The organism is Oscillibacter hominis (assembly GCF_014334055.1).
Taxonomy (GTDB): Bacteria; Bacillota; Clostridia; order Oscillospirales; family Oscillospiraceae; genus Oscillibacter; species Oscillibacter hominis.
The window spans coordinates 708,274-733,054 of the sequence record NZ_CP060490.1 but is presented as its reverse complement, the minus strand read 5'-3'; the positions used below and the strand labels follow the sequence as shown (position 1 = coordinate 733,054).

Below are 24,781 nucleotides of genomic sequence, written 5' to 3'. Positions count from 1 at the left end.
TCCTTTACATCAGCCTGATTTTGCCCGTCAGCAGTTGCTGCATCATGCCTTGCTTGACTTGGCGGTATTTTGCGAGTTTCTGCTCCAAAGCTTCGATTTCAGAATCCATAGCAAGTAATGCAGTTGCAATGGATTCTTGTTCTTCGACATTTTCTGGAATTGACATGATTTTAGCATGTACGTCATTTCTGTTTAATGTTGGAACACCCGAGCCAGTCATATAGTCTGTCCAGTTCACTAAATTAAACAGATAATAGATGAAACGCGGATTATTGCCTTTGAAATCTGTTACCCATAATGTTGTATTATGAGGCCAATAATCACCATCTACATAGTGGAGTTTTCCAATTGTTCCCGATCTGCCAGTAATCACGCCTGGGCCTTTAACCATTGCTACGCGGTGATATGCATTTATTCCATTTGAAAAGATAACAGGGACATGTCCGTTCTCTAATTTGGAATATGGTAAATCTAACCCACGTTGCAAAGGCGCAATCTCGCATAGTTTTTTATTAATCCATGGCATAGAATATCCCGGCAGGCGGCGTTCGCCGGTCAGCAGTTCCTGCATTGCACCCTGCTTGATTGCCTTTTTCTTAGCAAGTTGATTTTTTAGAAGTCTAATCAAAGCATCAGTGTCATTCAGAGTAGCTGCTATATTTCGCTGTTCTTCTAACGAAGGAAGCGGAATTACAAAATCAAAAACGCTTTTTGCAGACAGATTTGGCTGAGAACTGCCATTATTTTCTACCTCAATCTGCTTTTGGAATATTGATGAGGCAATGATTTGCAATAAGTAATCTGGATCTATTTTCTCGGTATTTGGGCGAATAACAGCAATAGATGAAGCAGGTGCACCACCATCAGTAGTTACAAAGGCATATTTCCCAAGCGAACCTCGCAAACAAAGAAGAATATCATTACGCTGAATTTTTGCGCCACTCAACTGGTTGTATTTTTCATAGGAAATATAGTCCATTGAGGAATAGTCAACTTTTCCCCCCTGTAAATGACCTGCATTTATAAAAGGGATGCCAGTGTCTTGAAACTCATCACCAGAAGGGTAATTGCTACTTCTATCGCCGTTAAGGATCTGTGCAACAGAGCCGAGTCTTACCATACAAACCCCATCCTTTCCAGATGAGCCTTGACCTTGGCTTCATAGTCTGTTACAGCAGCAGTCAGTTCCGGCAGGGTATCCTCATACCGCTCCACCAACTCCACAATGCGATTGGTCATCCGGTGAGAGGTGGTAACATACAGCGCTTTGATACCCTCAAAGATGGCGGCATACCACTTGCGGTTGATCAGCAGATCCAGAATCTCCTCGTCCGTCAGCAGGGCATACTTCTTCCGCACCTTTTCTTCCAGTTCGGCGTTCATTTCTTTGATAGCCTTATTCTGTTTGGCAAGAGAATCCGTCAAATCGGCAAAACGCTTCAATGCCGCATATTCTTCGTCCTTGGGATCGGCCTTTTTCAGCACCTTCAGACGGGCGGCGACAGCCTTGGCATCCACCTTGTCCTTATCGTTGAGGTGTTCCTTCAGATAGCCCTCATCCCCGGTCTGCTCTTCCACGAACTCATCCAGCTGGCTCTGTGTTTCCTCAGCAACGGCCTGCGCATCGTTGATTGCCTTGCGCTCGGCGGTAAAGAATACCGATTCTATCAGCGCCTTGGGCAGCAAAACGCCCTCCCATCCAACGACCTTCTCCTGCCCCTTTTTCTTGCCGGAGGTATATTCACCCATGATATTTTCCCATTGCCGGGCCGCACCATAGCCGTCCACAGACACCAGATACATGTCGTCGCCCATGACTTCATGCCAGTAGGAAAGCAGGACCTCATACACATCGTACTTGTCCACCAGCTCCATACCTTCAAAGCAGTCGATCAGCTGCTGGGCCAGTTCCACGATATAAGGTTTTAATTCCGTGTCTTCATCGATGCTGCGCAGTCCTCCGTCTACCTTCTGCATCCAGGCATCGAAAGCATCGTCAATGCGCTCCGCATAAGCAGAGAACTCGGGATTATTATAAACGGTATTGCGAATGTCGTCTTTTGGAATGTTCAGCTGATAATAGCCATCCCGCATCTGGGAAAACAGCTTGGTCTTCAGGCTGGGGAACAGCGCCCAATACTTGTCCATGGAATCCACATCCGCTGCAGGGATACCACCATGGAGATGTCCGTCAATGTCCTGTAGATCTTCCGGGGTGGAGCTGTCAATGTAACGGGGAATATTCAGGTTATACTCGTTTTTGACCTTGATCTCCCAGTTAGGAACAAACCGGGCATACTTGGGATCGTCCGTGACCTGCTGATTGAATGTGGTGACGATTTTATAGATATCCCGCTCACGCAGACGGTTCTTGTTGCCGTCCTTTACGAAGTCGTGGCTGGCATCAATCATAAAGATGCCTTTGCCGGCAGACGATTCATCAAGTAATATACTCTGTAGAGCCTCTGCATCCAAGTCCTGATACTCGCCAGATGAACCGGTTCGCTGATCAGCTGATTCCTTGTCGATTACCAGAATGCAAGCAGGGATACTGGTGCCATAAAAGAGGTTGGCAGGCAGACCGATGATGCCCTTGATATAGCCCTTGTCAATAATGGCCTTACGGATGGTGGCCTCGGCGTTGCCGCGGAATAGAACACCGTGAGGCAGAATGACCGCTGCTTTGCCTGTACTCTTCAGAGATTTCAAGATATGGAGCAGCCATGCAAAGTCGCCATTCTTTTCGGGCGGTCTGTCACCGTAACCATCAAAGCGGCCATAATCCTTGAGGCCGTCCATCCAGTTTTTCAGAGAAAACGGAGGATTAGCAACGGCAAAATCAAAGCGTTTGAGCACCTCATCGTCGGAACCGTCTTCAAAATAGTGAGGCGAGGAGAACGTGTTTCCGGCTTTGATCTCACCGGCTGCCTTGTTGTGCAGAACGAGGTTCATCTTGGCAAGACCGGCGGTAGTCACTTCCTTTTCCTGTCCCCAAATGGCAATCTCAAAGGGAGCTTCATCCGCTGCACGAATCAGCAAAGAGCCGGAGCCGCAGGCTGGGTCATAGACGGAATAGCCTTCGTCGCGCTCTTCAATCTTATCAATGCCGATGACCTTGGCAAGAATACGGGATACCTCAGCAGGGGTATAAAACTGTCCTTTGCTCTTGCCGCTTTCCGTAGCAAAATGACGCATCAGATATTCATAGGCGTCGCCGAGAATATCGTCGCCGCTGGTCTTGTTCTTTTTGAAATTGAATTCGTCACGCTGGAAAATGGCAATCAAACCGGTGAGCTTATCTACCATTTCCTTGCCGCTGCCCAGCTTTGCTTCGTCATTGAAATGGGCATTGTCAATCACGCCGCGAAGATTGTTCTCCCCAGCTTCTGCCAGTTTGGCAATGACTTTATCCATTTCCTCGCCGATGTTTTTGTTGCCCTTCAATGCAATCAAATCGTCGAAGCTACCGCCTTCCGGAACAGTAATATCGGCATATTTTACGCCCTTAAACTTGTCCGTAACATATTTAACGAACAGCAGGGTTAAAATGTAGTCCTTATATTGAGAGGCATCCATACCGCCTCTCAGCTTATCGCAGCTCGCCCACAGGGAACTGTACAGTTCGTTTTTCTTTATGGCCATGTTTGCTTACCACACTTCTCTTAATTTGATGTTTTCGTTTCCTTGCGAGCCTTTTCTTCTATAGATTCGCGTTGCTTTTCCCTATTACGCCGCTTTGCATAAATTGTCATTTCGATTTATGATTTCAACTTATAGCTGCGGTTGCGATTGCCACCCTCAGCCACAACAATTCCCTCTGCTATCAGCTCATTCAGATAGTCCCTTGTGCGAGAAGGTTTCAGTCCGATATACTCAGCTATGGGGGATGCCTTTGCCTCGGCATGGTCGGTGAGATACGCCATGATAGTTTCCTTCATTTTTGCGTTTATCGCCGATTTTTTATCACTGGTTTTTATCGCCGATTTTTTATCGCCGATTTTTTCAAATGTGAGCGATAAAATCGTTCTTTCCGGCTCAAGCTGCTCTGTGAATGTCGGCATGACCCAACCCTGCTCCCGCCAGACGCGGAAGATATTGGGGATGCCGCTGCCGGCACGCTCGCCAATATCGATCAGGTTGAACATTTTCAGCATTGTCCCGTTACGGGGGTCGGACACGCCGCCGCTCTTTGCCGCGTCGATCTCGATCCGAAAGCTGCCAGGGTTGGACATGGTGATGGTGTCCCGCTTTTTAATGATGACCAAGCCCTGCCTGCCGTAATAGTCAGCGTTGACCAAACAGTTGGCCAGAGCCTCACGCAGGGCCTGATGGACGGAGGTGTCATCTACTCTGGCTCCGCCCTCCATTTTGAAAGGCACCTTGATATCCTGAATCAGCTTGTTATAAACCCGGAAATAGAAGTCATACACATTACCGCTCCAGTCTCCGGAGGAAGAGATAATGCGGTCAGTCCAGCGGGTGTCGGCGTCGTACTGTTCTTGATAGTCCAGAAAGTAGGTGTTAAACTCCCGAACGATGTCGTATTCGTTGCCAAACATGAGGAGTCCGGCAGAGGTGGGGTGCTTCTTGCCATCGGAGCCGATCCCCACAGCGCCCAGCTTCAGCAGGAAGTCCTCGTCCTCCAATGCCTCCCACACATGGCCGGGACGGGAGAGCCGCATTCTCTGGCGGTAGCTGCGGACGCTCTCCTTGTTGAACACATCCATGTCCATTTCCTCGAGGACAAGCATATCCTGAGTCTTCACAGAGGCGTCCCGCACCATGGCCTGATATTCTTCTTTGGTCAGCGGTAGTCACCCTCACCGTTGCGGCGATAGGTGTTGAGGGGATTGCCGTCCACATAGACCGGCTTATAGGAGCGCTCGGCACGGGGGACATTGATGACCACGATGTGGTCGCCGTCCACCTCCTGCACAAACACATCCTTGGAGGACAGCACATTTACACTGGTCTTGTTGGGGTTGTTGACGATGTCCCAAAACTCCTTGATGAGTCTTTCCGGGTCAGGCAAATTGACTGTCCGGAAGGATTTGTCCGGCAATTCCTCCACGCCCAGCAGAATGATGCCGCCATAGGTATTGGCAAAGGCAGAATAGGTTTCCCAGATGCTCTTGGGCAGGCCGCCGAGAGCCTTCTTTGCCTCGATGCGGTTATTCTCCCGATACTGCTCTATTTTGGTAAAGTCAATCATGCCGCTCCTCCTTCTCCGGTTCAATCATGTAAGAAGTTACACTGATACAGGATATATTTTATCGCAGAGAAGCCAATTTGTCTATTTGAAATCCAGCTTTCGGATTTCAAGCGCTGGTTTCAGAGCGCCTTACTGTGCAGAACAGGGGGATTGCTTTGGGGCCTTATTCTTTGATTATAGCATCCCACCTCGTGCATTGCCAAAGCGAAGAAAGAACTGCTTTGTATGAATAACCGCTATGTTGCAAAGGCAGAGTCTCGTTGGGATAATTCCAACGAGGCTCCGGTTTTGACCACATAAACAGCCACAGACAGCTCCGGGACACATGGAAAAGTTGCAGCCAAAGGTGCTTTGAAAAGAAATAAAATCGAGAGGAAACGGCTAAAAACGGTTAGAAATAGCACGAAAAAGTTTCTTTTAGCTTATTGATTTTAACCCTGGATTAGGTGCTCTTAATCAGATTGCATTTACTATGTCTGATAGATTTATTGTGCCAACTAATCCAGATCCATTTTCATTAATGGCCTTAAAGACATTATTAAAAGTGTTACCCAGATGGAAGCGTTGGGCTGATAGTACACGCCCCATTTTAGAAGATGCATCCTATCCCTTACCAGAAGCCGAAATGAAATTTGTCGGTGAAATAAGCCAGCGTTTTAATAGAAGAAATCGTAAACCAACGGCATCATATCAAACGGTTATAACAGATATAAGAAATTTTGTGAATGATACTTTTGCAAAAACTCTTGAACAGTATGGTATGACATGCCATCGAGACAATTATCATCTTTCAGAGATTCCTGATTTTGGTGCAATGCTACAAAAAGCAAATGAACTTCGGATTCCTGTATTCTGTCTTAAAGATAATGAGCTACCAGGCGGAGCCTCATTTGATAATACAACCGCAAAGCGCGATGAGATTAAGAACACTTTCTCGCAACTTGCAGATATATTGCAGGAGACTTTCAAATGAGGCAAGCAAAGGTAGTGTTCTGTGCACTAATGGCACAGAAAAATGTGACGGCAGGATTATACGAATATTTATCAAATAGCCGAATACCACTTGATTCGTCGGATCTGTTACGGTGGCAATGGGTATTAGCAGTATCAGCTTTAGATAAATACATACATGATATTGTTGCTGCTGGAATGGTTGAGCAATACCTCAATAGAAGACCTACTACACCCAAATTTGATGCATTTCAGCTCAGTATGAATGTAATTTCCAACATTTCAGTTGCTCCAGTACCTGAAATTGAGTTTAGAAATGAAGTTATTCGTAAAAATAGTTATTTGGCATTTCAAGAACCCGATAAGATAGCTGATGCACTATCATTTATTTGGAATGAGTCCCAGAAATGGTTGGTAATTAGTAGAAATATGGCTACACCCATTGACCAAGCAACCCTGAAAACAAAACTCAAAAATATTGTTATGCGAAGAAATCAGATCGTGCACGAGGGAGATTGCCTATCGACAAATATACCATTGGTTCAGCAACCGATCTCTCTATCTGATACAGAGGATGTGATTCATTTTATTACAGAACTTGTGGACGCAATAGACACATGTGTTGTTTGAAAAACCTCGAAACACTCATCGCTCACCAAGGATTAAACCGGTGGCAATGTTGTATTCATACAAGACTATCCAGGCACCGGGTTTAGCCTTTTTAATGTCTGCTCTTTTGCTTTCTCCACACCGGAACTTTAGCAGAAGGTGTCCTCAAATGTTGCGGAGGAATAAAACAATAAATGCCTCCGCTACTTACAGCAGTCCTGTATTCCGCTATATTGAAAACAGAAAAGCAAGGAGGTGCGCTGATGGCGGGCAGACGGATCAGTGCCGGATACTACCAGCGGCATGACGGCAAGGTGGTTTATGTTGTCTCTCTGGCCACCGATGCTGACACCGGCGAGGAAAGTGTCATCTGGACCACCTACCCTTTTGCAACTGTCCCCAGATACTACACCTCCAGCAAAAAGTCCTTCTGCGCTTTTATCGAAGTGAACGGTGAGCGGAAAGCTAAGTATAAGCGAATGCTCAATATGAAGATCTCAGGGGAAGCCATAGAGCGGCTGGAGGAAGAGGGCTTTCGGGGACCGGTTCGTAAGCGAAAAAATTGGCAACTGGATGAAGCTTATGACTCCCGAGATTATCAGCAGTCTCTTACCTATTATGCATACGCAAAAGATCTCTGCGAGCACTACAATTTCGACCGGAGCAAATATCGCCTCTGCGTAAAGGAAAAGAGATTTGCTGCCATCACCAAAAGTGACTTCGCCAAGTTGAAAGAGGATCTACAGTTTCTGGACAATGTCCTGAAAACGGTGCTGGCTACATACCAGGGCTATTTCCAGGAGCGGTTCGTGGATGGCCTGTCCATTCGCAAGTACGCGGAAGCCCATCAACTGAACCGTGGCAGCGTGGACTATCAGCAAAAGAAATTCTTCTCTGCTCTGGCCTCTCTGCTGAAAGAGCGGGACGAGGCGGAGGGAACATGCCGGCTGCTGAAACCAGCACAAAAGTAAATAATCCAACCTCAAACGGAGCGTCTGCGACAAAGCAGGCGCTCCGTTTTTCTGTCAAATGTATGTCAGTGGGATATATTTTCCCCAATACAAGTAGAGAGACAACTGGGACACCATCCAAAGGTTATGTCAAACCTATGTCACATGCAAATGTTCGCGGCTAAAGAAGTAGAGGGAGTTTTGAGAAGGAGATGGTCAACATGAGAGAATCTGTCTGCAAGAACTACAACGAGGCGAAGGTGCTGGGAACATCACCGTCCGGTGGGTATGAACTGATGCACCAACCGGATTACCTGGTACTGCGTGTGGGCCGCTGTATGGTGGTGCTGCAAGAAAAGTTCATTCAGTGGATGGAGGAGCATACGGGAGGTGCTATATGAAGTTCCAACAGTGGCCCAAACGAGATCCCGACAAAAACTATTTCAAGGTTCCCAACGAAATTTTTCACATCGGTCCTACCCGGAGATCTCCATCTACTGTTATCTGCTGAGCATCGAGGACAGAGAAACCTACCAGTGCTACCCGAGCTACAAAACCATCGGCAAGGCGCTGGGTATGAGTGAGAACACCGTGAGCAAGTATGTGCGCAGCCTGGAGGAGAAAGGTCTCATCCGCACCGAGCCGACGATAGTGCGGAGCAAAGACGGCAGGCCCCTCAATGGAAATCTGCTCTACACCATTCGACCGATCCAGGCGGCAGTCGAATTGTTCTACGAGCGGCAGTTCCGGCAGTTGGAGGAGAATGCCGCCCGCCAGAGAGCGGCGGAACGCCTCGCAGAATTGGCCCGTGAAAGCCCCCAGAACGCCCTGTGTGCGTCTTTCGGAGAGGAAGCGAGTCCCAGTGCCGATCCGGGGTTAGAGGCCCAAGTTGGCCCGCTTTCGGAGACGATCCCGAGGACGAAAGAAAAAGCAGGATAAACGACGGGGTCGCAAGCGCCCCCGTCAGAAGCACCTCCGCCCGCAGTGCGGGCAGTTGCGGGGGCTTTTGCAGGGATTGGAAATGGAGTCAAAATCCGGGCCGTGATATCATCTCTGCGGTCACTATCCCCAAAAGCCTACTGCCACAAGGAAAAAACAGGGGTCAACCCCCGGAAAGGAGAACATTATGAGCAAAAAAGAAAAATTCCCCCTCTACCTCTCACCGGAGAAAAAGGCCATCCTGGAGCGCCGGTATCAGGAGGACGGGAGCCGGAGCATCACCGCCTTCATTGAGCGGGCGGTGGACTTTTACCTGGACTATCTCAGCGCCAACAATGCCGGACTGTTTCTCCCCACCTCCATCAAGTCCTACCTGGACGGAAGGATGGGACAACTGGAGGAGCGACTGTCCTCCATCGCCTTCCGGCAGGCGGTGGAGCAGGACATGGTAGCCGGTATCCTCGCCGACGCGTATCAGTTCAGTGGCGAGGATCTGCGCCGACGGCGGGCGGAGAGCGTTCAAAATGTGCGGAAAACCAATGGCCGCATCTCGCTGGAGCAGCGGGTGCGTGGTGCGTGGGAGGAGGACGATGAGTGGCAGGATTGATCGTGAAAAGCCCTTATCTCAAGTGCGGAGGCAGCGATTCAGTCAGCGGCTATCTGAGGTACATCGGCACACGGGAACGGGTGGAGATCCTCCCGGATGACCGTCCGCCCACTCAAAAGCAGGAGCAGCTCATCACCAAACTGACCAAGGATTTCCCGGAGGCCAGGGAACTGGGTGAGTATTCCGATTACACAGACAAGCCTACCAAGGCCAATGCCTCTGTCTTTATCACCCGAGCATTGGAGGAGAACTGGTCTCAAGTGCAGCAGTCAGACGGCTACATGAAGTACATCGCTACTCGGCCTCGTGCGGAACGGCTTGGTGATCACGGGCTCTTTGGTGATGAAGATGCTGTGGACTTGGAGCAGACCATGCAGGAACTGGATCAGTACAACGGGAATGTGTGGACGCATATCCTCTCACTGAAGCGGGAGGACGCTGCGCGTCTTGGCTATGACAATGCCATAGCGTAGCGGAACCTGCTCCGAGCAAATCGCAATGACATCGCCGCCGCCATGAACATTCAGCCGAATCACTTCCGCTGGTATGCCGCCTTCCACGATGAGGGCAAGCATCCACATGTTCACATGATGGCGTGGTCAACACAGCCGGGAGAAGCATATCTCACGCGGGATGGTATCCGCAACATCAAATCCGCATTGACCAATCAGATCTTCAATCAGGAGATGCTCCACACCTACGAACAGAAGTCACAGTCGAGGGATGAACTGGTGCGGGAGGCCCGCCGCGTGATCCGGCAGCTCACCCAGGAGATGATACGAAGCATCTGTACGGCTCCTGAGATTGAGCATAAGATGGAGCAGCTGGCTGGACAACTGGAAACGGTCAAGGGCAAAAAATCCTATGGCTACCTTCCCAAGTCCGTGAAGAAAACCGTGGATGAGGTAGTGGACAAGCTGGAGGAGCTGCCGGTGGTTCGTGAGTGCTACGACCGATGGTGCAGGCTCCAGGGCGAGGTGGAGAGTTACTACCACGACAACCCCAGAGAACGGAAAAAGCTGTCCCAGAAGAAAGAGTTCCGGCAGATCAAAAACTCTGTCATCCAGGAGGCGGAGCACATCCGTCTTGGTGATATCTCCTTCGAGGATGATGACTTGGCTGAGCACGACGAACCAGAACCGGCGCGTCATGAGTCCGATGCCTGCCGGGAACTGTGGCGAATCATTCGGAACGAGGACATTTCTCTGGACTATCGTGACCGAGCGGCAGAGAAGCTGGAGCAGGTGGCGGAGCGCGGCGACGCCCATGCCCAATACCGGATGGGACAGCTCTACCGGGATGGTCCTCTGCTGATCCCGGACAACCGCAAGGCAAAGCACTGGCTCAGCCAGGCGGCAATACAGGGTCTGCCGGAAGCACAGTATGCCCTTGGCAAGCTGCTTCTCTCCGACGATTGGGAGGTGCGGGACATGGACGAGGGCATCCGCTGGCTGAGACGGGCGGCGGAAAACGGAAGCCACTTCGCCGCTTACCGTCTGGGCAAAGAGTATCTGGAGGGAAACGCTGTCAACAAGGACACCTCCAGAGCGGCGGATTGGTTCACCAAATCGGCGGAGGCTGGAAACCAATACGCCCAGTACATGCTGGGTAAGCTGTGCCTGACGGGACAGGGGCTTCCTCAAGACCAAGACCAGGCAATGGTGTGGTTCAGCCGTTCCGCGGTTCAGGGAAACCAGTATGCTCAGTTTTTTTGGGAGCAGCGAAACCATCTCCGCACGCCCTTTGTGATGCTGGCGGTCACCCAACTGCTCTACCACATGAGCCGGATCTTCCAGGACAACTCTGTGCCGCCCGCTGTCCCAATGGGCCAGCAGGTGGATCGGAAACTCAGGCGGAAGATCCAGGAGAAGAAGATTGCTATGGGCCACAAGCCGGATGACCATGAGGAGCAGTGGCCTGAAATGACCATGTAAGCGGTGCAGAATATGAGCCGCAAAACAAAGAATAAAACCCCTTCCGCGAGAAGGGTAGAAAGGAATCCGATGAAACGATCCAAGTACAACTCTTTCAATGAACTCCCTCTGATGCTGACCGTGCAGGATGTGGCCGATGTGCTGGGCATTGGACTGGCCCACGCCTACGAGGTTGCCCACCGGCAGGATTTCCCCACTATCACCTTGGGCAGCCGGATCATCGTTCCCCGTGATAAATTCATGGCGTGGATCGACGAGCAGGCGGCCAAAAAGACGGAAATATTTTAGTGGCTATTTCAAAAATTCTGTGGTATTTGTTTGTGTTGCAAAAGGAGGGATGAACAATGGCAAAGAAACGAGCAAACGGCGAGGGCAGCATCCGGAAAAAGCCCAACGGCCGCTGGGAGGGCCGATACACCCAGGGCATCGATCCCAGCACCGGCCGCGCCATTCAGAAAAGCGTGTCCGCCCGGACGCAGGCCGAGTGCAAAGAGAAACTGGCGAAAGCCATCCGGGATAACCGGGGCATACCGGTCAACCACAACGAGGACTATACCGTAGCGGAGTGGTGCAGGCTGTGGTTTGAAACCTACAGCAAGCCTGTGATCCGCCCCAACACCGCAAAGACCTATGAGAACATGATCGAAAACCACATCGTACCGGCCATTGGAGGAGTAAAACTCAAGCGACTCACCGCCATCCAGATCCAGAAGATGTACAACGATTCTAAAACCAATGGGAGGGTACAGCGATTCGAAAAAAAGACTGACACAGCCCTGTCTGGAAGTACGGTGCGACGCATCCACATGGTGCTGTCCTCGGCACTGAAGCAGGCGGTCAAGGAACGAATCATTCCCTACAATCCCTGCGACAACTGCCGCATCCCGCCCAAGGAGAAAAAGGAGATGACCATCATCCCGCCGGAGAAACTGGGGGTATATCTCAGCGAGGCGGAGAAGTACGGCGTCCTGCCCATGTTCTTCCTGGAGTTATCCAGCGGCCTGCGGCGTGGAGAGCTGCTGGCACTACAGTGGGATGACCTGAATGTGAAAGACCGAATCTTATCGGTGAGCAAGCAGGTCACTCGGATCGACGGCGAACTGGTGGTGACGGAGCCGAAAACCAAGAACTCTGTCCGCAAGGTGGCGCTCAGCAGGCGGTGGCCCTGCTGGTGCGAGAGCATGAACAGCACCCGGACAGCCCCATCCTGTTCCCGTCGCCCCGCACCGGCGGTTACTGGAGCCCGGACGCGGTGTCCAGGATCAACCGGAAACTGCTGGCGAAGGCGGGCATTGAGGAGCATGTTCGCTTCCACGATCTGCGCCACACTTTCGCCACGATGGCCCTATCCAGCGGCGTGGATGTGAAGACGCTGTCCAGCATGCTGGGCCACTACAGCGCCGGATTTACCCTCGACACCTATACGCACATTACCAATGATATGCAGAGAGGTGCGGCGGAAAAGATCGGCGGCTTCATGGAAACGGCTACGGCCAAACCGGAACCGGGGCCGCCTGACCCTCCGGAGGAGAGCCGGTGCAAGGTGATACCGTTCGAGAGAGTTGGGTAAAAGAAACAAAGTCCAAGGGACGAGATATCGTCCCTTGGACTTTATAATTTTTGGGGGTAACCATAAATCAAAAGATTAAAAAGTTGTGGAACATTCAAAGTCATCTGCTACAATCTCGACTGCATCATCAGCGGAATCTTGATCGCCAGAGAAGTCTCCTTCAAAAAACCATTTATACGCTCGAGCACTTATAACTTTGGTTTCAACCAAATCAAGGCCACCGCCAATAACAGCACCAACACCAGGAACAAGTTTTCCTAAATTGATAATGCCCTTGCTTCCGAATTTCGTAATAAATCTAAATCCTACTTTTTGGTTGATTTTGGTCAAAACTTTCCCAGGAACTTTCTTGATCAATCCGTTAGTGAATTTCAATCCAAACTTGATTCCCGCCTGTTTAACCAATGCATTTACGGATACACCTGCAAGGCAGGCATAGACAAATGTTTGTGTTTGGTCACAATTCAGTTCAAAGCCGGCCATATATGCTGTGCAGGCAATCATGCGCATTTGCACATATAAAACACTGCCAATATTAGCAGGCAAGGTAACAGGCATTGTAATAACCCCACCGAATCCGGTAATGAAGCCAGAGGTAGTGCATTTGATGATTTGATTATTGATCATGGCCTTGCATGCCTGCTGCTTGGTGGGATATTTGTCTAAATAGTCGTTGGCCAATTCCTCTACGGATGGGCTCACATAGGGCACGCCATTCAGACATTTCTCGTAGCAAGTATCAAGAAGAGCCATGATATCTTCTTGAGAAATACCTTTCTTTTCTTTGCTCATAACACACTCACCTCAAGGCTGATTCCCTGAACTCAGGATGCGCCCGTTCTGTTTTCAAAGTTATTATATGGGGTATAGACAAAAAACTCAAGAATTCGTTGTATCTGAAATGAAAATGCGGCAGTCATGCTAATTAGGGATAGGTTAGGGATTTGGCGGTTTCATCGGCTATCTTCGCTCATGCTCACGCCGCTTTTCTGCCCCTGAAACCACCGCTGAACAGCAGTTATCCAAACTGCAAAAATAGAACTAAAAATGCAGAAAAACCGCCTAAAAAGGCGGTTTTTCTAAGAAAGGTGGTCCGAGTGACAGGATTCGAACCTGCGGCATCCTGCTCCCAAAGCAGGCGCGCTACCAACTGCGCTACACCCGGATATGAAGTTGTGGGGTGGCCCGGGCGTATTCTCCCAAATCAAGCGCGCTACCAACTGCGCTATACCCGGATATTTGATTTTGGACTATTATAACACGAAAACTGTGCGATTGAAATAATTTTCTGTCTGTGGTCATTCATGTGGTCAAATCGGTTTTTCCGCCCGGTTTGACCGAGGAAGCAAAACCCGCAAACACAGGTGCTGCAAGGCTTTCCGGCGTTTCATCTTTACCCGACCCGGATACAGCCACGGCACACCCAAATCAAGCGCGATACCACCTTCGCTACACCCGGATATTTAGTTTTCGTCCATTATAGCACGAAACCCGTGCGATTGAAATAATTTTCTGTCTGTGGTCATTCATGTGGTCAAAACCACTTTTGCGGAGTTTTTGAAAAGCCGGGAAACTGCCGCTTTCACCCGTGTTCCAAGGGCTTCCGGGCTTGTGTCAGAGCGGCTCATGGATGAGGTAGGGCCACTCCCAGACCAGGCGCGATACCAACTTCGCTACACCCGGTTGTTTCCGGTTTGCGGCGCTCCGCGTGTGCTGCACGGGGATTATACGTGAATCTGCTTATTCCATTGCAGCACAAAACTCGCGCAAACGGTTCCCGGCAGTGCCCAATGGCAGCGCTGCGGCACTTCCAATATTCCACCAACTGCCAAAATCCGTACCATGTACGGTCTCCCCCTGACCAATTTAGGCAGAAGGATGGCCGCCCGACTGGGCGGCCAGATTATTATATCAGGTCTTTTTCCATTTTGCAAACCTTAATTCCAGCGGCAGTCACGGCAAATAAATACCAAAACATGCACATTACCCGGGGGTAATTCCAGAGATAATCCGCCATTCCGCAGACCATTGCACCGGCAATTGCAGAGGCTCCGGCCAGCGTGATGAATTTCGCCTGGCGGGACACTTTGCCCTTAATCGCAGCAGCTGCAGACTTATAGCCCCAGAGCATTGTGCCCAGGAAGGCCAACAACCCCAGAATCCCCTGCTCCACCCAAATCTGAAGGTAGATATTGTGGGAATGGACAAAAGGCGCCCGTGCGTGATAGAGGTTGTGGACGGAGATATACTCCTTCACCGCGTCCGTGCCAAGCCCCGCGCCAGTGACAGGGCTCTGGCGGATCAGAGCCAAGGCCGCCTCATACAGCGGGAAACGGCTGGACGTAGAAGTGTCCTTCAGATTGGTAATGGTCATAACGCGGTTGAGAATGGTGTCTGGCAGCAAGGGTATGCAGGCGATCCCAAGCAGGATCAGCCCCGGCAGCAGCTTTGGCTTCCACAAAAAGACAAACAGCAGCAGCGAAACCGCCAGCCCAATCCAGCTGGCCCTTGAGTAAGTCATCAGCACAACGCCCACTCCCATGCAGAACACGCCCAACGCAGCCAGAACGCTGTACCAGCGCTTGGAGCAAAAAACCAACGCCAGCACCAGGGGTAGGAAGAAAATCAGCATCTCCGCAAAGGCGTTGGGATTGTCAAAAAAGGAGTAAACCCGCCCGGGCATCCCCTTGTTCAGCGTCAGATCCACGTAGGAGGCGTTGACCTCTACACCCTGAATCCGCTGAACAACTCCATAGGCGGAGGACGTAAAGACGCCAAGGCCCGCCCCGGCGGCCAGGCGCACCAGATCGCCGGCATGGCGCACTGCGCTGACCGTCACGATCACCAGGATCATACAGGTCAGGTGGAACAGGAAGAACCGGTAGGAGAGTCCGCGATAGGCGGAAAACACCACCGCCAGGCACACGGATGCAGCCAAAAGCACGGCGTACGGGCCCACAGCAGCTGCGTTCAGCCGGAAGGTTCTGCGGCGCATCCCGCCTGCTACCAACAGCAGCAGGCAGAGGAAAAATCCCATCAGGCTGTAGGCATTGTTCCAGCGCTCATAGGGAATGGACAGCAGCAGCGCCACCAGCCAGGACACGGCGATGGCGGTGGACTCCCCCATGTCAAAGGCCAGGGCGGCAAAAAAACTGCCGTCAAAATAAGGCTGCAGCTTCCGGTACAGCCAGTGGAGCGCCGAGGCCGGCAGGTTGATGAGCCAAGTCAGCAGCCGGCAGGAAAGGCTGGGTGCCCAGGAGGCGCTCAGTGTCCCCTCCCTGGTAAAAAAGCCAACCAGCGCGCTGCCGTGCCAGCCCCGTTCACACCAGGCTTCAAACCGATGGATCGCTCTCCCGGTCCGGCTATCGTTCCACACCTGGCTGAGGGCCGTCCAAAACTTTAGCAGGGCGCAGCAGATCAAGCTCTCTTTGATCGTATCTACCATTTGCGTAAATTCCTCTCAGCTTCTATTTTTCATCCGATACAGCAGGGTCAGAAGGCCAAACCACCGCCGGCGCACCAGCGCCGTCACAATCTGCTTGTTCCGGGACTGGCCCTCTGGGCGTACGGTCCGCAGTGCCTCCTCCATCTCCGGAAGCGATGCGATTTGCCGCACCTGTTCCCTTTTCTCCGCCGCCGCAGCGCTGTTGCCGGCGGCGTATTCGTTTCCTATGGCGATCAGCAAACCAGCAAAGTTGGAATTCTGCCGCCACTGGGGGCGGCGGCTCTCCAGCCCCAGGCGCTCCACCAGCTCCCCTTTGCGCTCCATAAACCGGTGGAAGGTATCCATGTAGTTCTTCATGTACCGGTGGGTCACAGAGCTGGGGTTTTGCAGGTAGCAGTACAGGGGCTGATCTACCATGACCAGCTTTTTCGCGTAGCAGAAATACTCCATCAAAAAGAGCTCGTCCTCCAAATAGGCGCCTTCAAAGGACATGCTGTGGGAGCGGAGGACATCGGCGGAAAAGAGGAAGCGCCAGATGAATCCGTTGACCACGTTTGTCCCCACCCGGTCACCTAAGAGTGGATCCACAATGCCGCGCATCATCTCATCCGGCCCATAGATGCCGGCGGGGAGAACGCCTGCCTCCGGCCAGTTCTGCCCGGAAGGGGTCACGTTGAGATGGGCGCAGCCCGCGCTGTCCGCCTGCGCGGACTGCAGGGCGGTGTAGAGCGTCTTGAGCATCTCCGGCTCCATCCAGTCGTCACTGTCCACAAATGCGATATAATGCCCCTTTGCCTGAGCCAGCCCCAGGTTCCGGGCAGAGCTGACACCGCCGTTTTCCTTGTGGAACACCCGGACGCGTCCGTCCTCCCCGGCGATGGCGTCGCACAGCGCCCCGCTCCCGTCGGGTGAGCCGTCGTCAATCAGCAGCAGTTCCAAATCAGGCAGCGTCTGATGCAGCACGCTGTCCGTACACTTGCGCAAAAAGGGCTCCGCCTTATAGACGGGAACGATCACAGAAACGGCGGGCATGGCGCACCTCCTGGTTTGAACTCACAGATTGGTATATTATACGCTCTTTTTCCCTGTTTGGCAACGGCATCCGCGTATGCTTTTCTCCGGGGAGCGGCGGCCCGTTCCGCCGTCCCAGGCGCACAGGGCCACACCGCCCAAAATCACCAAAGCGCCCAGGACCGTGGAGAGCGGCGGTATCTCCTGCAAAAAGAGGATTCCCCACACTGAGGCAAAGACCGGCTCCAAAAATTTCACCGTGGAGATGTAGGCGGCCTTTTCATACTTCAGCCCCCAGCTGAAGACGCTGTGGCCCAGCAGGGTGCAGAACACCGCAAGGCCCAGGCCGATCCACAGGTCCTCCCTTCCCCAGCCGGTCAGGGGCACACCGGTGGCCAGGGCCAGGGCCGCAGCGGTCAGAAAGCCCGCGCCGTAGACCAGGGCGGTATAGAGCGTGGTGGATACCTCCCGGCGCAGCAGCCTCCCGATCACCGTGTAAACCGCCATAAACGCGGCGCCGGCCAGGGCGATGAGGCCGCCTTTCACGCTTCCGCCCACCCCCTCTGAGAGCACCACGGCAATGCTGCCCGCAAATGCCAGGGCGATGCCCAGGGCCCCCCACTTCCCCACTCTCTCCCCGGTCAGCAGGAACATCAGCCCCGCCACCCAGAACACCTCCGTATCCACCAACACCACGGAAGAGGCGATGGAGGTGTATTGCAGCGAGGCAAAATAGGCAAAAAAGTGGAGCCCAAGGAAGAGGCCCGACACACCGCACAGCAGCAGCTGGCGGAACCTAAGGCGCCGCAGTTCATTGCGGTGGAAGGCCCCGGCCCACGGCAGCAACAGCAGCGCCGCAAAGGCCATGCGGTAGACCACCAGCGTCAGGCTGGGCGCGGTGGAGTACCGGACCAAAAGCGCCGAGACGGAGACTCCGGCCACGCCCAAAAGGACGATCAGCTTCTTCATAGGCTGTCCCGCTCCCCGTCGTAAAGACGGATGGAGGAGAGGCCCGAGGCCAGCACCAGGTTCCGCAGCAGAGGCTGGTACATAAAGGGGCACTTCAGGTTCTTCAGCGTCAGCTTCCAGCGCAGACGGCGGGTGCGGCGCAGGTACTCCCGGCCCGGATCCGACGTCTCCAGCGACTGGCGCAGCGCCACAGCGCTGACAATGGCGGAGCTGATCCCCTCCAGGGAACTGGGGCTGATGAGTCCCGCCGCCTCACCGATCAGGTACACGCCGCTGCCTCCGCAGCAAAAGCTGCGAAGCCCTGTGGGCCGCAGCACCATGCAGGCCTCAGTCTTCACCGGCTGGCTCAGGCGGAAGCCAAAAGGTGCCAATTTCTCCTTTTGGCGTTCAAAGCTCTCCCGGCAGCCGTGCGGCGCAAAGGCCCCGCCAAAGATCATATAGTCGTCTTTATGGATGGACCAGGAGCAGCAGTCCGAGGTATCCGGGTCGAAGATGCAGGAGTAAAAGGCCTTGCATCTCTCCTCTTGGAGGGGAAACCACTGTTGGATGGCCACATAGCTCCGGGTGTGCAGCGGGGGGAAAAAACTGCGGCGCACGATGGAGTTTGCTCCGTCGGCGCCCACCACCACCTTGCCCAGAACGGTCCGGCGCTCCCCCGCATCGGTCCGGTAGGTGACGGCCACTCCGCCTCCGGTCCGGTCCAGAGCCGTACACCTCCCCCTCCGCACCTGAACCGCCGAATCTGCCAGAGAGAGCAGCCAGCGGTCGAATTTGTCCCGGTTTAAGTTGATATACATGCGCTGGTAGTACCGCTGCCTCGCAGTTTTCAAATCAATGGTGCGCACGGCAAAAATCTGGGGGTCCACCAAAATGTCTTTGGGCAGCGTCAGGTCAAACCGGGCCAGGGCCTTCTGGGCGTCAGGCGCCAGCAGGCCGCCGCAGGGCTTTCCCCGAAGGTTTCCATCCAACAGCAGAACGCTGCGCCCTCCGCCGGAGGCAATCCGGGCAAAGGTGGCCCCTGCCGGCCCGCCGCCCACCACAACGATGTCAAATGTCTCCATCCAGTTCCCCTTTCCACGCGTCCGCTTCCATTTCAGCGCACCCAATGGATTGCCGCGGCCCGGCCAATCGCTCCAACCACCCGCGCACCCAGTTGGTTCCCCACTTTTGCGCTTATTGTACCATGCTTTTTCCGCCCGCGCCACAGCTTTTGGATGAGGGCTCTCCAACACGGCAGCTGAACAGCCGTCTTTTTCTGTTTCCAGTGCAAATCGATTCTGAACGCAGCAGGAGCCGCGAAACAAATTGTTTCGCGGCTCCCGTTCGCCTGCTTGCAGGCTTTGATTCGATTTTACCCTTAGGCAGCGGCCCGGACGTTGACGGCCCGGAGCTTCTTGCTGTCCTTGGGGTCGGTCTCCGTCTCAAAAGTGACCTTCTGGCCCTCCTGCAGCGTGCGGAAGCCCTGGCCCTGGATGGCGGAGAAATGCACGAACACATCGCCGCTGCCGTCGTCGTTGGAGATAAATCCAAATCCCTTTTCCTCGTTAAACCATTTAACAGTACCGTTATTCATCAACATGTACCTCCTGAAAAATTGTGATTCAAAATCTGGCAAACAAAAAACCACTGGGCATAAGTCAAAATGAAAATTGACTTACATCCAGTGGCAATCAATCACTACATTTAGAACACAAGTTTATTATACACCCTTTTCCGGAAAAAGCAAGCTTTATTTTTTTACAAAATCATCCTGCCCGCTTTCCCCGTCATATGCGCTTGGGGGGCAGGCTCAGGAGGCCGCATGGCAAAGGCAGCCTGTTCCAAACGCCGGGATGAAATCATCAGGGCATTCCGGAAGCTCCGGAATGCCCTGACAAGGGATCAGTTGCCCTGTGCAACGGCGGCCTTCAGCGCCTCGGTCCGGTCGGTATCCTCCCAGCGGACCTTCAGATCGGTGCGGCCCATGTGGCCGTAAGCGGCCAGCTTCCGGTAGATGGGCTTGCGCAGGTCCAAATCCCGGATGATGGCGGCCGGACGCAGATCGAAGACCTTGCGCACCGCGGCCTCCAGCACGTCATCGGACACCGTGCCGGTGCCAAAGGTCTCCACCAGTACGGAGACCGGCTGGGCCACGCCGATGGCATAGGCCAGCTCCACCTGGCACTTTCTGGCCAGCCCCGCGGCCACCACGTTCTTAGCCACATACCGGGCCGCATAGGCAGCGCTGCGGTCCACCTTGGTGGGGTCCTTGCCGGAGAAGCAGCCGCCGCCGTGGGGCGCGCTGCCGCCGTATGTATCCACAATGATCTTTCGGCCGGTGAGGCCGGCGTCCGCCGCCGGGCCGCCCTTTACAAACCGGCCCGTGGGGTTGACATAAAATTTCGTATTCTCATCCAGCAGCTCCGCGGGGATGGTGTGCCGGATCACAAGCTCGATCATATCCTTGCGGATCTGCTCCAGGGAGACCTCGGGGCCATGCTGGGTGGAGACCACCACCGTGTCCACGCGGACGGGCTTGTCCCCCTCGTATTCCACGGTGACCTGGGTCTTTCCGTCGGGCCGCAGGTAGTCCACCGCGCCGCTCTTGCGGATTTCCGTCAGCCGCAGGGCCAGCTTGTGGCTCAGCGAAATGGCCAGTGGCATCAGCTCAGGGGTCTCGTCACAGGCGTAGCCGAACATCATGCCCTGGTCCCCGGCGCCGTTGGTCAGGCTGTCCTTGCCCTCCTTGCTCTCCAGGGACTGGTTCACGCCCATGGCGATGTCGCCGGACTGTTCGTCAATGGAGGTGAGGACGGCGCAGGTCTCGCAGTCAAAGCCGAACTTGCCCCGGTCGTAGCCGATCTCCCGCACCACCTCGCGGGCAATCTTGGGGATGTCCACGTAGCAGCTGGTGCTGATTTCGCCCATGACGTGGATCAATCCGGTGCAGGCCGTGGTCTCGCAGGCCACCCGGGCCTCGGGGTCCTTCTCGATGATCGCGTCCAGCACCGCGTCGGAAATCTGGTCGCAGATTTTGTCGGGATGCCCTTCCGTCACAGATTCAGAGGTGAAGAAATGCTTTGCCATATTGTTGCTCCTTTCATGTTCCCTTTGGAGCGCAAGCCAAAAAAAAGCACGCTCCGCACTCGACGGATCGTGTCAGTAAGCTTTTACCGCTCCTCATCTTTCGATAGACCGTCGGATTTGGCACCTTGCAGTGCAGGTTGCCGTGGTTTCACAGGGCCGTTCCCTCCGCCACTCTTGATAAGGGATTTAATTGTGTTTACTATACTACGCAGTTTTTGGCGAATTGTCAATATACACTTACTGGATTTTATGAGGATTTGCACTTTTTTTGATGCCTTTGCAGGAAATTCAAAAAATAGACATGACTTTTTGCACACTCTATGGTATGGTATATTGCGTTATGATTTGTCGCAATGGAGGTTGTGATTTTGAGAAAACTGTATGATGCGGTGGACCGGTTCTGCGCCTCCCATCCGCGATTCGGTATCCCCAACCTGATGATGACCATTGTCATCGGCAACGCCATCATCTATCTGCTGGCCCGGCTGAGCAATTACGGTGCCGTCGCCTTTTTGAGCTTTGACCTCTACCACCTGCTCCACGGTGAGATCTGGCGGCTGGTGACGTTCCTTTTCGTCCCCAACACCTTTGACCTTTTCTCCCTGGCCATCTCGCTCTATTTTTACTATTTCGTGGGCAGTGTGCTGGAGCGGGAATGGGGCACGGCCAAATTTACTCTCTACTATCTCAGCGGCGCGGTGCTGACGCTGCTGGCCACAGTGATCGCCTCGCTGATCAGCGGCAACTGGCATCTGATGCTGTCCGGCACCTACTATGTGAACATGTCCATGTTCTTCGCCTTTGCCATGCTCTATCCCGACATGCAGGTGCTGCTGTTTTTCATCATCCCACTGAAGGTCAAGTGGCTGGCATGGGCCAACGCGGCACTCTTCGCGGTGGACATCCTGCGCTCCCTCATCTGGTTCAACCTCAGCGGTATCCTCTTCCCCCTCATTGCGCTCTTTAACTTCTTTGTCTTTTTCGCGCCGGACTTTTTCCACTTTGCCGAGCGCAAGCGCTACCAGCACAGCCGGCAAAGCAGCAGCTTCCGCAAGACGATGCATAAGGAGGAAGCCGCAAGACATCCTTACCGCCACAAGTGCGCCGTCTGCGGCCGCACCGACGCGGATCATCCAGAGCTCCAGTTCCGCTACTGCTCCCGCTGCACCGGCTACCACTGCTACTGTCAGGACCACATCTTCAACCACGTGCATTTCACCGACGACCAGCCCTGATGAAAAACGCCTCTTCCTATTTGGAAGAGGCGCTTTTTTGTATAACTGGTCAACTTAAGTCCTTCAGGCGGAAGGCCGTCCCCTCCTCCAGGCCCAGGCGCTCCAAAAGAGGCTCCGGGACCTCTCGGCACACCTGGCCCCGGCGGGTGAGAATCCGGAGGAACACCCGGCGCTCCTCTTCCTCCGGCCGCTCCTCGCAGCCGTAATCCGCCTCTCCAATCTGCATCACAACGGCGTCCAGGTCACCCCGGAGCTTGAAAAGCAGCTGTTCCTGATCCATGATATTCCTCCCGTGGGTTTCGCCATTGAGTTCAGGCCTCACTCCATGCGGCAAGCGGAAAAGCGCGCTTCTTCCCATCAGAACGCGGAGGCGTTCCGCCGTTAACGGCAGCGCTTCAGCACCTCCAGCAGGAACGTCCAGACCCGCTGGACGGAGGAGATGCTCATCCGCTCCTGGGCGGTGTGGATTTTGGTGAGATCGGGGCCAATGGACACGCAGTCCAATCCCGGCATCTTCCCGGAGAGAAGGCCGCACTCCAGTCCCGCGTGGATGGCCTCCACCTTGGGGGCGCGGCCATACTGCTCCTTGAAAACGCCCTCCATCACCTGGCGCAGGGGCGAATCCTTGCGGTACTCCCAGGCCGGATAGTCGCCGCTCAAGTGCAGCGTCCCGCCGATCTGGCCTGACAGGAGGGCCAGCCGGTCCAGCATCATCTCCTTCTGGCTGGCCACGGAGCTGCGGACACAGTAGGCGGCCACCACTTGGTCTTCCTCCGTGGTGAGAATCCCCAGGTTCAGCGAGCTCTGCACCAAGCCCGGGATATCCTGGCTCATGGCCTGGATGCCGCTGGGAGAGAGGCCCAGGAAGAGGACAATCCCCTGGGTGGAGGCCCTGGTCATGGCCTTCCCGTCCCATCCTTCGCAAGCGGCCAGGGTGACGCTCACCTCCGGGTCGGAGGACGCCAGCTCCTGCCGGAAGGCACTGTTCAGCTCCTCTACCGTTTCCTTCACCGTCCGGGCGTCTTCGCACAAAAATCGGGCGGAGGACTCCCGGACAATGGCGTTGTCCTTTGTGCCGCCGCTGACGGACACCAGCCGGAACTCCGTCCGGCGGCTCAGGGCACAGAGAATCCGGCCCAGCAGCTCGTTGCCCATGCCCCGGCCCTTGTCGATCTCCACACCGGAGTGGCCCCCCTTCAAGCCGCCCACCGTCACGGTATACACGGTTCCGCCGGCCTTTTCCCACTGGACCGGCAGGTCACACCGGGCCACCACGCCGCCGGCACAGCTGACGGTGAAGATGCCCTCCACCTCGGAGTCAATGTTGATGAGCTTGCGGCCCTTCAGCGGCGACACATCCAGCGCCGCCGCGCCCAGCATGCCGATCTCCTCATCCACGGTGAACACCGCCTCCAGACGGGGATGGCAGATCCCGTCGGATTCCAGCACGGCAAGGGCCATGGCCACGGCAATGCCGTCGTCTCCGCCCAAGGTGGTTCCCTTTGCGTAGACCTGGTCGCCGTCCACCGCCAGCTCCAACCCCTCTTTCTCCATATCAAGGGTGCACTCCGGCGCTTTTTCACAGACCATGTCCAAATGGCCCTGCAAAATCACCGGCTCCGCCGATTCATATCCGGGAGTGGCCCCCTTGACGATGATGACGTTGTTTGCCGCGTCCTGGTGGCATTCCAGGCCCCGGGCCCTGGCAAACTCCACGCAGTAGTCGCTGATGGCCTTGGTATTCCGGGAGCCGTGAGGGATTTTGCACAGCTCCTCAAAATAGTAGAATACCCGACTGGGTTCCAGCTGTTCCAATACACGCATCGCTCTATTTCCTCCTTGCGGCGTTGGCCGCCTAAGATCACCCCCGCGCCCTGCGGGTGCCGCGACTTGCCGTTCCCAGCGGCAGGGAAGCGTCCACAAACCGGATCAGCCGTCCGTTCCAAAGGGTGTTCAGGTAGCTGACCAGCCTGTTGTACAGCGGCTCCACTTCAGGCCCAAACCGCTCCAGCATTTGCTCCGCCAGCTGGCCCACCGTAGCCGTCCCGTCCATCAGGCGCCACAGGTAGCTGCCATAGCCGTCCAGTGCGATGTGGCTCACCGGCGGGGTATGGGCCACAGTCTGGGCAATGCGGTCAAAAACGCCTCTGTGGGCCACATGGATGACCACCGTGCCATCCTCCCGCTCCTCCCACTGGAACGCCGGGTTGGCCACAGGCACCCAATCCAAAAAGTTTCCCTTCTTTGCCACGTTTCCTCCTCCAGTTGACCGGGAAGGCCGTA

The 24,781-nt window shown here is 54.2% G+C and carries 23 protein-coding genes, 1 tRNA gene, 2 pseudogenes and 1 riboswitch; of the genes and pseudogenes, 11 read left to right on the top strand and 15 right to left on the bottom strand.

Features of this window, described 5'->3' with window-relative positions; all coding sequences use genetic code 11:
* Positions 1 to 4: 4 nt before the first annotated feature.
* The 4 genes from H8790_RS03680 to H8790_RS13845 all read right to left on the bottom strand — a co-directional run bounded on the left by H8790_RS03680 (position 5) and on the right by H8790_RS13845 (position 5,212).
* Positions 5 to 1,120 carry a restriction endonuclease subunit S gene (locus H8790_RS03680; protein ID WP_187333613.1) on the bottom strand — a complete coding sequence of 372 codons (1,116 nt, stop codon included), beginning with the start codon at positions 1,118 to 1,120 and terminating at the stop codon, positions 5 to 7.
* Positions 1,114 to 3,642, bottom strand: a complete 2,529-nt coding sequence (locus H8790_RS03675) for a type I restriction-modification system subunit M (RefSeq protein ID WP_187333612.1) — start codon at positions 3,640 to 3,642, stop codon at positions 1,114 to 1,116. The genes H8790_RS03680 and H8790_RS03675 overlap by 7 nt, the downstream gene beginning before the upstream one ends.
* Before the next feature lie 116 nt (positions 3,643 to 3,758).
* Complete coding sequence (locus tag H8790_RS03670; RefSeq protein WP_187333611.1) at positions 3,759 to 4,751, bottom strand: ATP-binding protein; 993 nt, start codon at positions 4,749 to 4,751, stop codon at positions 3,759 to 3,761.
* Positions 4,752 to 4,804: 53 nt separating this feature from the next.
* A complete protein-coding gene (locus tag H8790_RS13845) occupies positions 4,805 to 5,212 on the bottom strand; it encodes an AlbA family DNA-binding domain-containing protein (RefSeq protein ID WP_187333610.1) in 408 nt (135 codons plus the stop codon).
* 472 nt (positions 5,213 to 5,684) lie between these two features.
* Here H8790_RS13845 and H8790_RS03660 point away from each other — a divergent pair, with 472 nt between their 5' ends.
* From H8790_RS03660 to H8790_RS14100, 10 genes and pseudogenes are all read left to right on the top strand, one after another.
* Entirely contained in the window at positions 5,685 to 6,185 is a 501-nt protein-coding gene (locus H8790_RS03660; protein ID WP_187333609.1) for a P-loop NTPase family protein, read from the top strand.
* Positions 6,182 to 6,793, top strand: coding sequence for a HEPN domain-containing protein (locus H8790_RS03655; protein ID WP_187333608.1), 612 nt, complete (start codon positions 6,182 to 6,184; stop codon positions 6,791 to 6,793). The genes H8790_RS03660 and H8790_RS03655 overlap by 4 nt, the downstream gene beginning before the upstream one ends.
* A 242-nt stretch (positions 6,794 to 7,035) precedes the next feature.
* A complete protein-coding gene (locus tag H8790_RS03650; RefSeq protein WP_187333607.1) occupies positions 7,036 to 7,743 on the top strand; it encodes a hypothetical protein in 708 nt (235 codons plus the stop codon).
* A 200-nt stretch (positions 7,744 to 7,943) separates the two neighbouring features.
* On the top strand, positions 7,944 to 8,123 hold the full coding sequence (locus H8790_RS03645) for a DNA-binding protein (RefSeq protein ID WP_187333606.1): 180 nt from the start codon (positions 7,944 to 7,946) through the stop codon (positions 8,121 to 8,123).
* Between the two features lie 10 nt (positions 8,124 to 8,133).
* Positions 8,134 to 8,661, top strand: a complete 528-nt coding sequence (locus H8790_RS03640; protein WP_318646861.1) for a helix-turn-helix domain-containing protein — start codon at positions 8,134 to 8,136, stop codon at positions 8,659 to 8,661.
* 187 nt (positions 8,662 to 8,848) lie between these two features.
* Positions 8,849 to 9,268, top strand: coding sequence for a hypothetical protein (locus H8790_RS03635; protein ID WP_008980526.1), 420 nt, complete (start codon positions 8,849 to 8,851; stop codon positions 9,266 to 9,268).
* Positions 9,256 to 10,842, top strand: a pseudogene (gene mobP3 / locus H8790_RS13840) (MobP3 family relaxase); the annotation flags it as partial. The gene H8790_RS03635 and the pseudogene mobP3, both read left to right, overlap by 13 nt.
* A 27-nt stretch (positions 10,843 to 10,869) precedes the next feature.
* Positions 10,870 to 11,202 carry an SEL1-like repeat protein gene (locus H8790_RS13965; protein ID WP_256404963.1) on the top strand — a complete coding sequence of 111 codons (333 nt, stop codon included), beginning with the start codon at positions 10,870 to 10,872 and terminating at the stop codon, positions 11,200 to 11,202.
* A gap of 69 nt (positions 11,203 to 11,271) precedes the next feature.
* The gene (locus H8790_RS03625) at positions 11,272 to 11,490 is read left to right on the top strand and encodes a helix-turn-helix domain-containing protein (protein WP_008980528.1); all 219 of its coding nucleotides are present in this window, start codon (positions 11,272 to 11,274) and stop codon (positions 11,488 to 11,490) included.
* 56 nt (positions 11,491 to 11,546) lie between these two features.
* A pseudogene (locus tag H8790_RS14100) lies at positions 11,547 to 12,772 on the top strand (tyrosine-type recombinase/integrase).
* Between the two features lie 75 nt (positions 12,773 to 12,847).
* On the opposite strand, the gene H8790_RS03615 reads toward H8790_RS14100, so the two are convergent.
* The 8 genes from H8790_RS03615 to metK all read right to left on the bottom strand — a co-directional run bounded on the left by H8790_RS03615 (position 12,848) and on the right by metK (position 21,263).
* Entirely contained in the window at positions 12,848 to 13,564 is a 717-nt protein-coding gene (locus H8790_RS03615; RefSeq protein WP_187333605.1) for an EcsC family protein, read from the bottom strand.
* 297 nt (positions 13,565 to 13,861) lie between these two features.
* Positions 13,862 to 13,937: transfer RNA gene (locus H8790_RS03610), tRNA-Pro, on the bottom strand.
* 741 nt (positions 13,938 to 14,678) lie between these two features.
* Positions 14,679 to 16,217, bottom strand: a complete 1,539-nt coding sequence (locus H8790_RS03605) for an O-antigen ligase family protein (RefSeq protein ID WP_187333604.1) — start codon at positions 16,215 to 16,217, stop codon at positions 14,679 to 14,681.
* 15 nt (positions 16,218 to 16,232) lie between these two features.
* A complete protein-coding gene (locus tag H8790_RS03600) occupies positions 16,233 to 17,249 on the bottom strand; it encodes a glycosyltransferase (protein ID WP_187333603.1) in 1,017 nt (338 codons plus the stop codon).
* Between the two features lie 36 nt (positions 17,250 to 17,285).
* Positions 17,286 to 18,197: a DMT family transporter gene (locus H8790_RS03595; protein ID WP_187333602.1), complete on the bottom strand. Its 912-nt coding sequence runs from the start codon at positions 18,195 to 18,197 to the stop codon at positions 17,286 to 17,288.
* Positions 18,194 to 19,258 carry an FAD-binding protein gene (locus H8790_RS03590; protein ID WP_187333601.1) on the bottom strand — a complete coding sequence of 355 codons (1,065 nt, stop codon included), beginning with the start codon at positions 19,256 to 19,258 and terminating at the stop codon, positions 18,194 to 18,196. The genes H8790_RS03595 and H8790_RS03590 overlap by 4 nt, the downstream gene beginning before the upstream one ends.
* Before the next feature lie 296 nt (positions 19,259 to 19,554).
* On the bottom strand, positions 19,555 to 19,770 hold the full coding sequence (locus H8790_RS03585; protein ID WP_187333600.1) for a cold-shock protein: 216 nt from the start codon (positions 19,768 to 19,770) through the stop codon (positions 19,555 to 19,557).
* 308 nt (positions 19,771 to 20,078) lie between these two features.
* Positions 20,079 to 21,263, bottom strand: a complete 1,185-nt coding sequence (gene metK, locus H8790_RS03580; RefSeq protein WP_187333599.1) for a methionine adenosyltransferase — start codon at positions 21,261 to 21,263, stop codon at positions 20,079 to 20,081.
* 90 nt (positions 21,264 to 21,353) lie between these two features.
* Positions 21,354 to 21,447: riboswitch (SAM riboswitch) on the bottom strand.
* Positions 21,448 to 21,631: 184 nt separating this feature from the next.
* Here metK and H8790_RS03575 point away from each other — a divergent pair.
* Positions 21,632 to 22,498 carry a rhomboid family intramembrane serine protease gene (locus H8790_RS03575; RefSeq protein WP_243208556.1) on the top strand — a complete coding sequence of 289 codons (867 nt, stop codon included), beginning with the start codon at positions 21,632 to 21,634 and terminating at the stop codon, positions 22,496 to 22,498.
* Positions 22,499 to 22,547: 49 nt separating this feature from the next.
* On the opposite strand, the gene H8790_RS03570 is transcribed toward H8790_RS03575, so the two are convergent.
* The 3 genes from H8790_RS03570 to H8790_RS03560 form a co-directional block, all read right to left on the bottom strand.
* Entirely contained in the window at positions 22,548 to 22,778 is a 231-nt protein-coding gene (locus tag H8790_RS03570; RefSeq protein WP_187333598.1) for a hypothetical protein, read from the bottom strand.
* A 101-nt stretch (positions 22,779 to 22,879) separates the two neighbouring features.
* Complete coding sequence (locus H8790_RS03565) at positions 22,880 to 24,322, bottom strand: aminoacyl-histidine dipeptidase (protein WP_187333597.1); 1,443 nt, start codon at positions 24,320 to 24,322, stop codon at positions 22,880 to 22,882.
* A 37-nt stretch (positions 24,323 to 24,359) separates the two neighbouring features.
* Positions 24,360 to 24,749: a PqqD family protein gene (locus H8790_RS03560; protein WP_187333596.1), complete on the bottom strand. Its 390-nt coding sequence runs from the start codon at positions 24,747 to 24,749 to the stop codon at positions 24,360 to 24,362.
* Positions 24,750 to 24,781 lie beyond the last annotated feature (32 nt).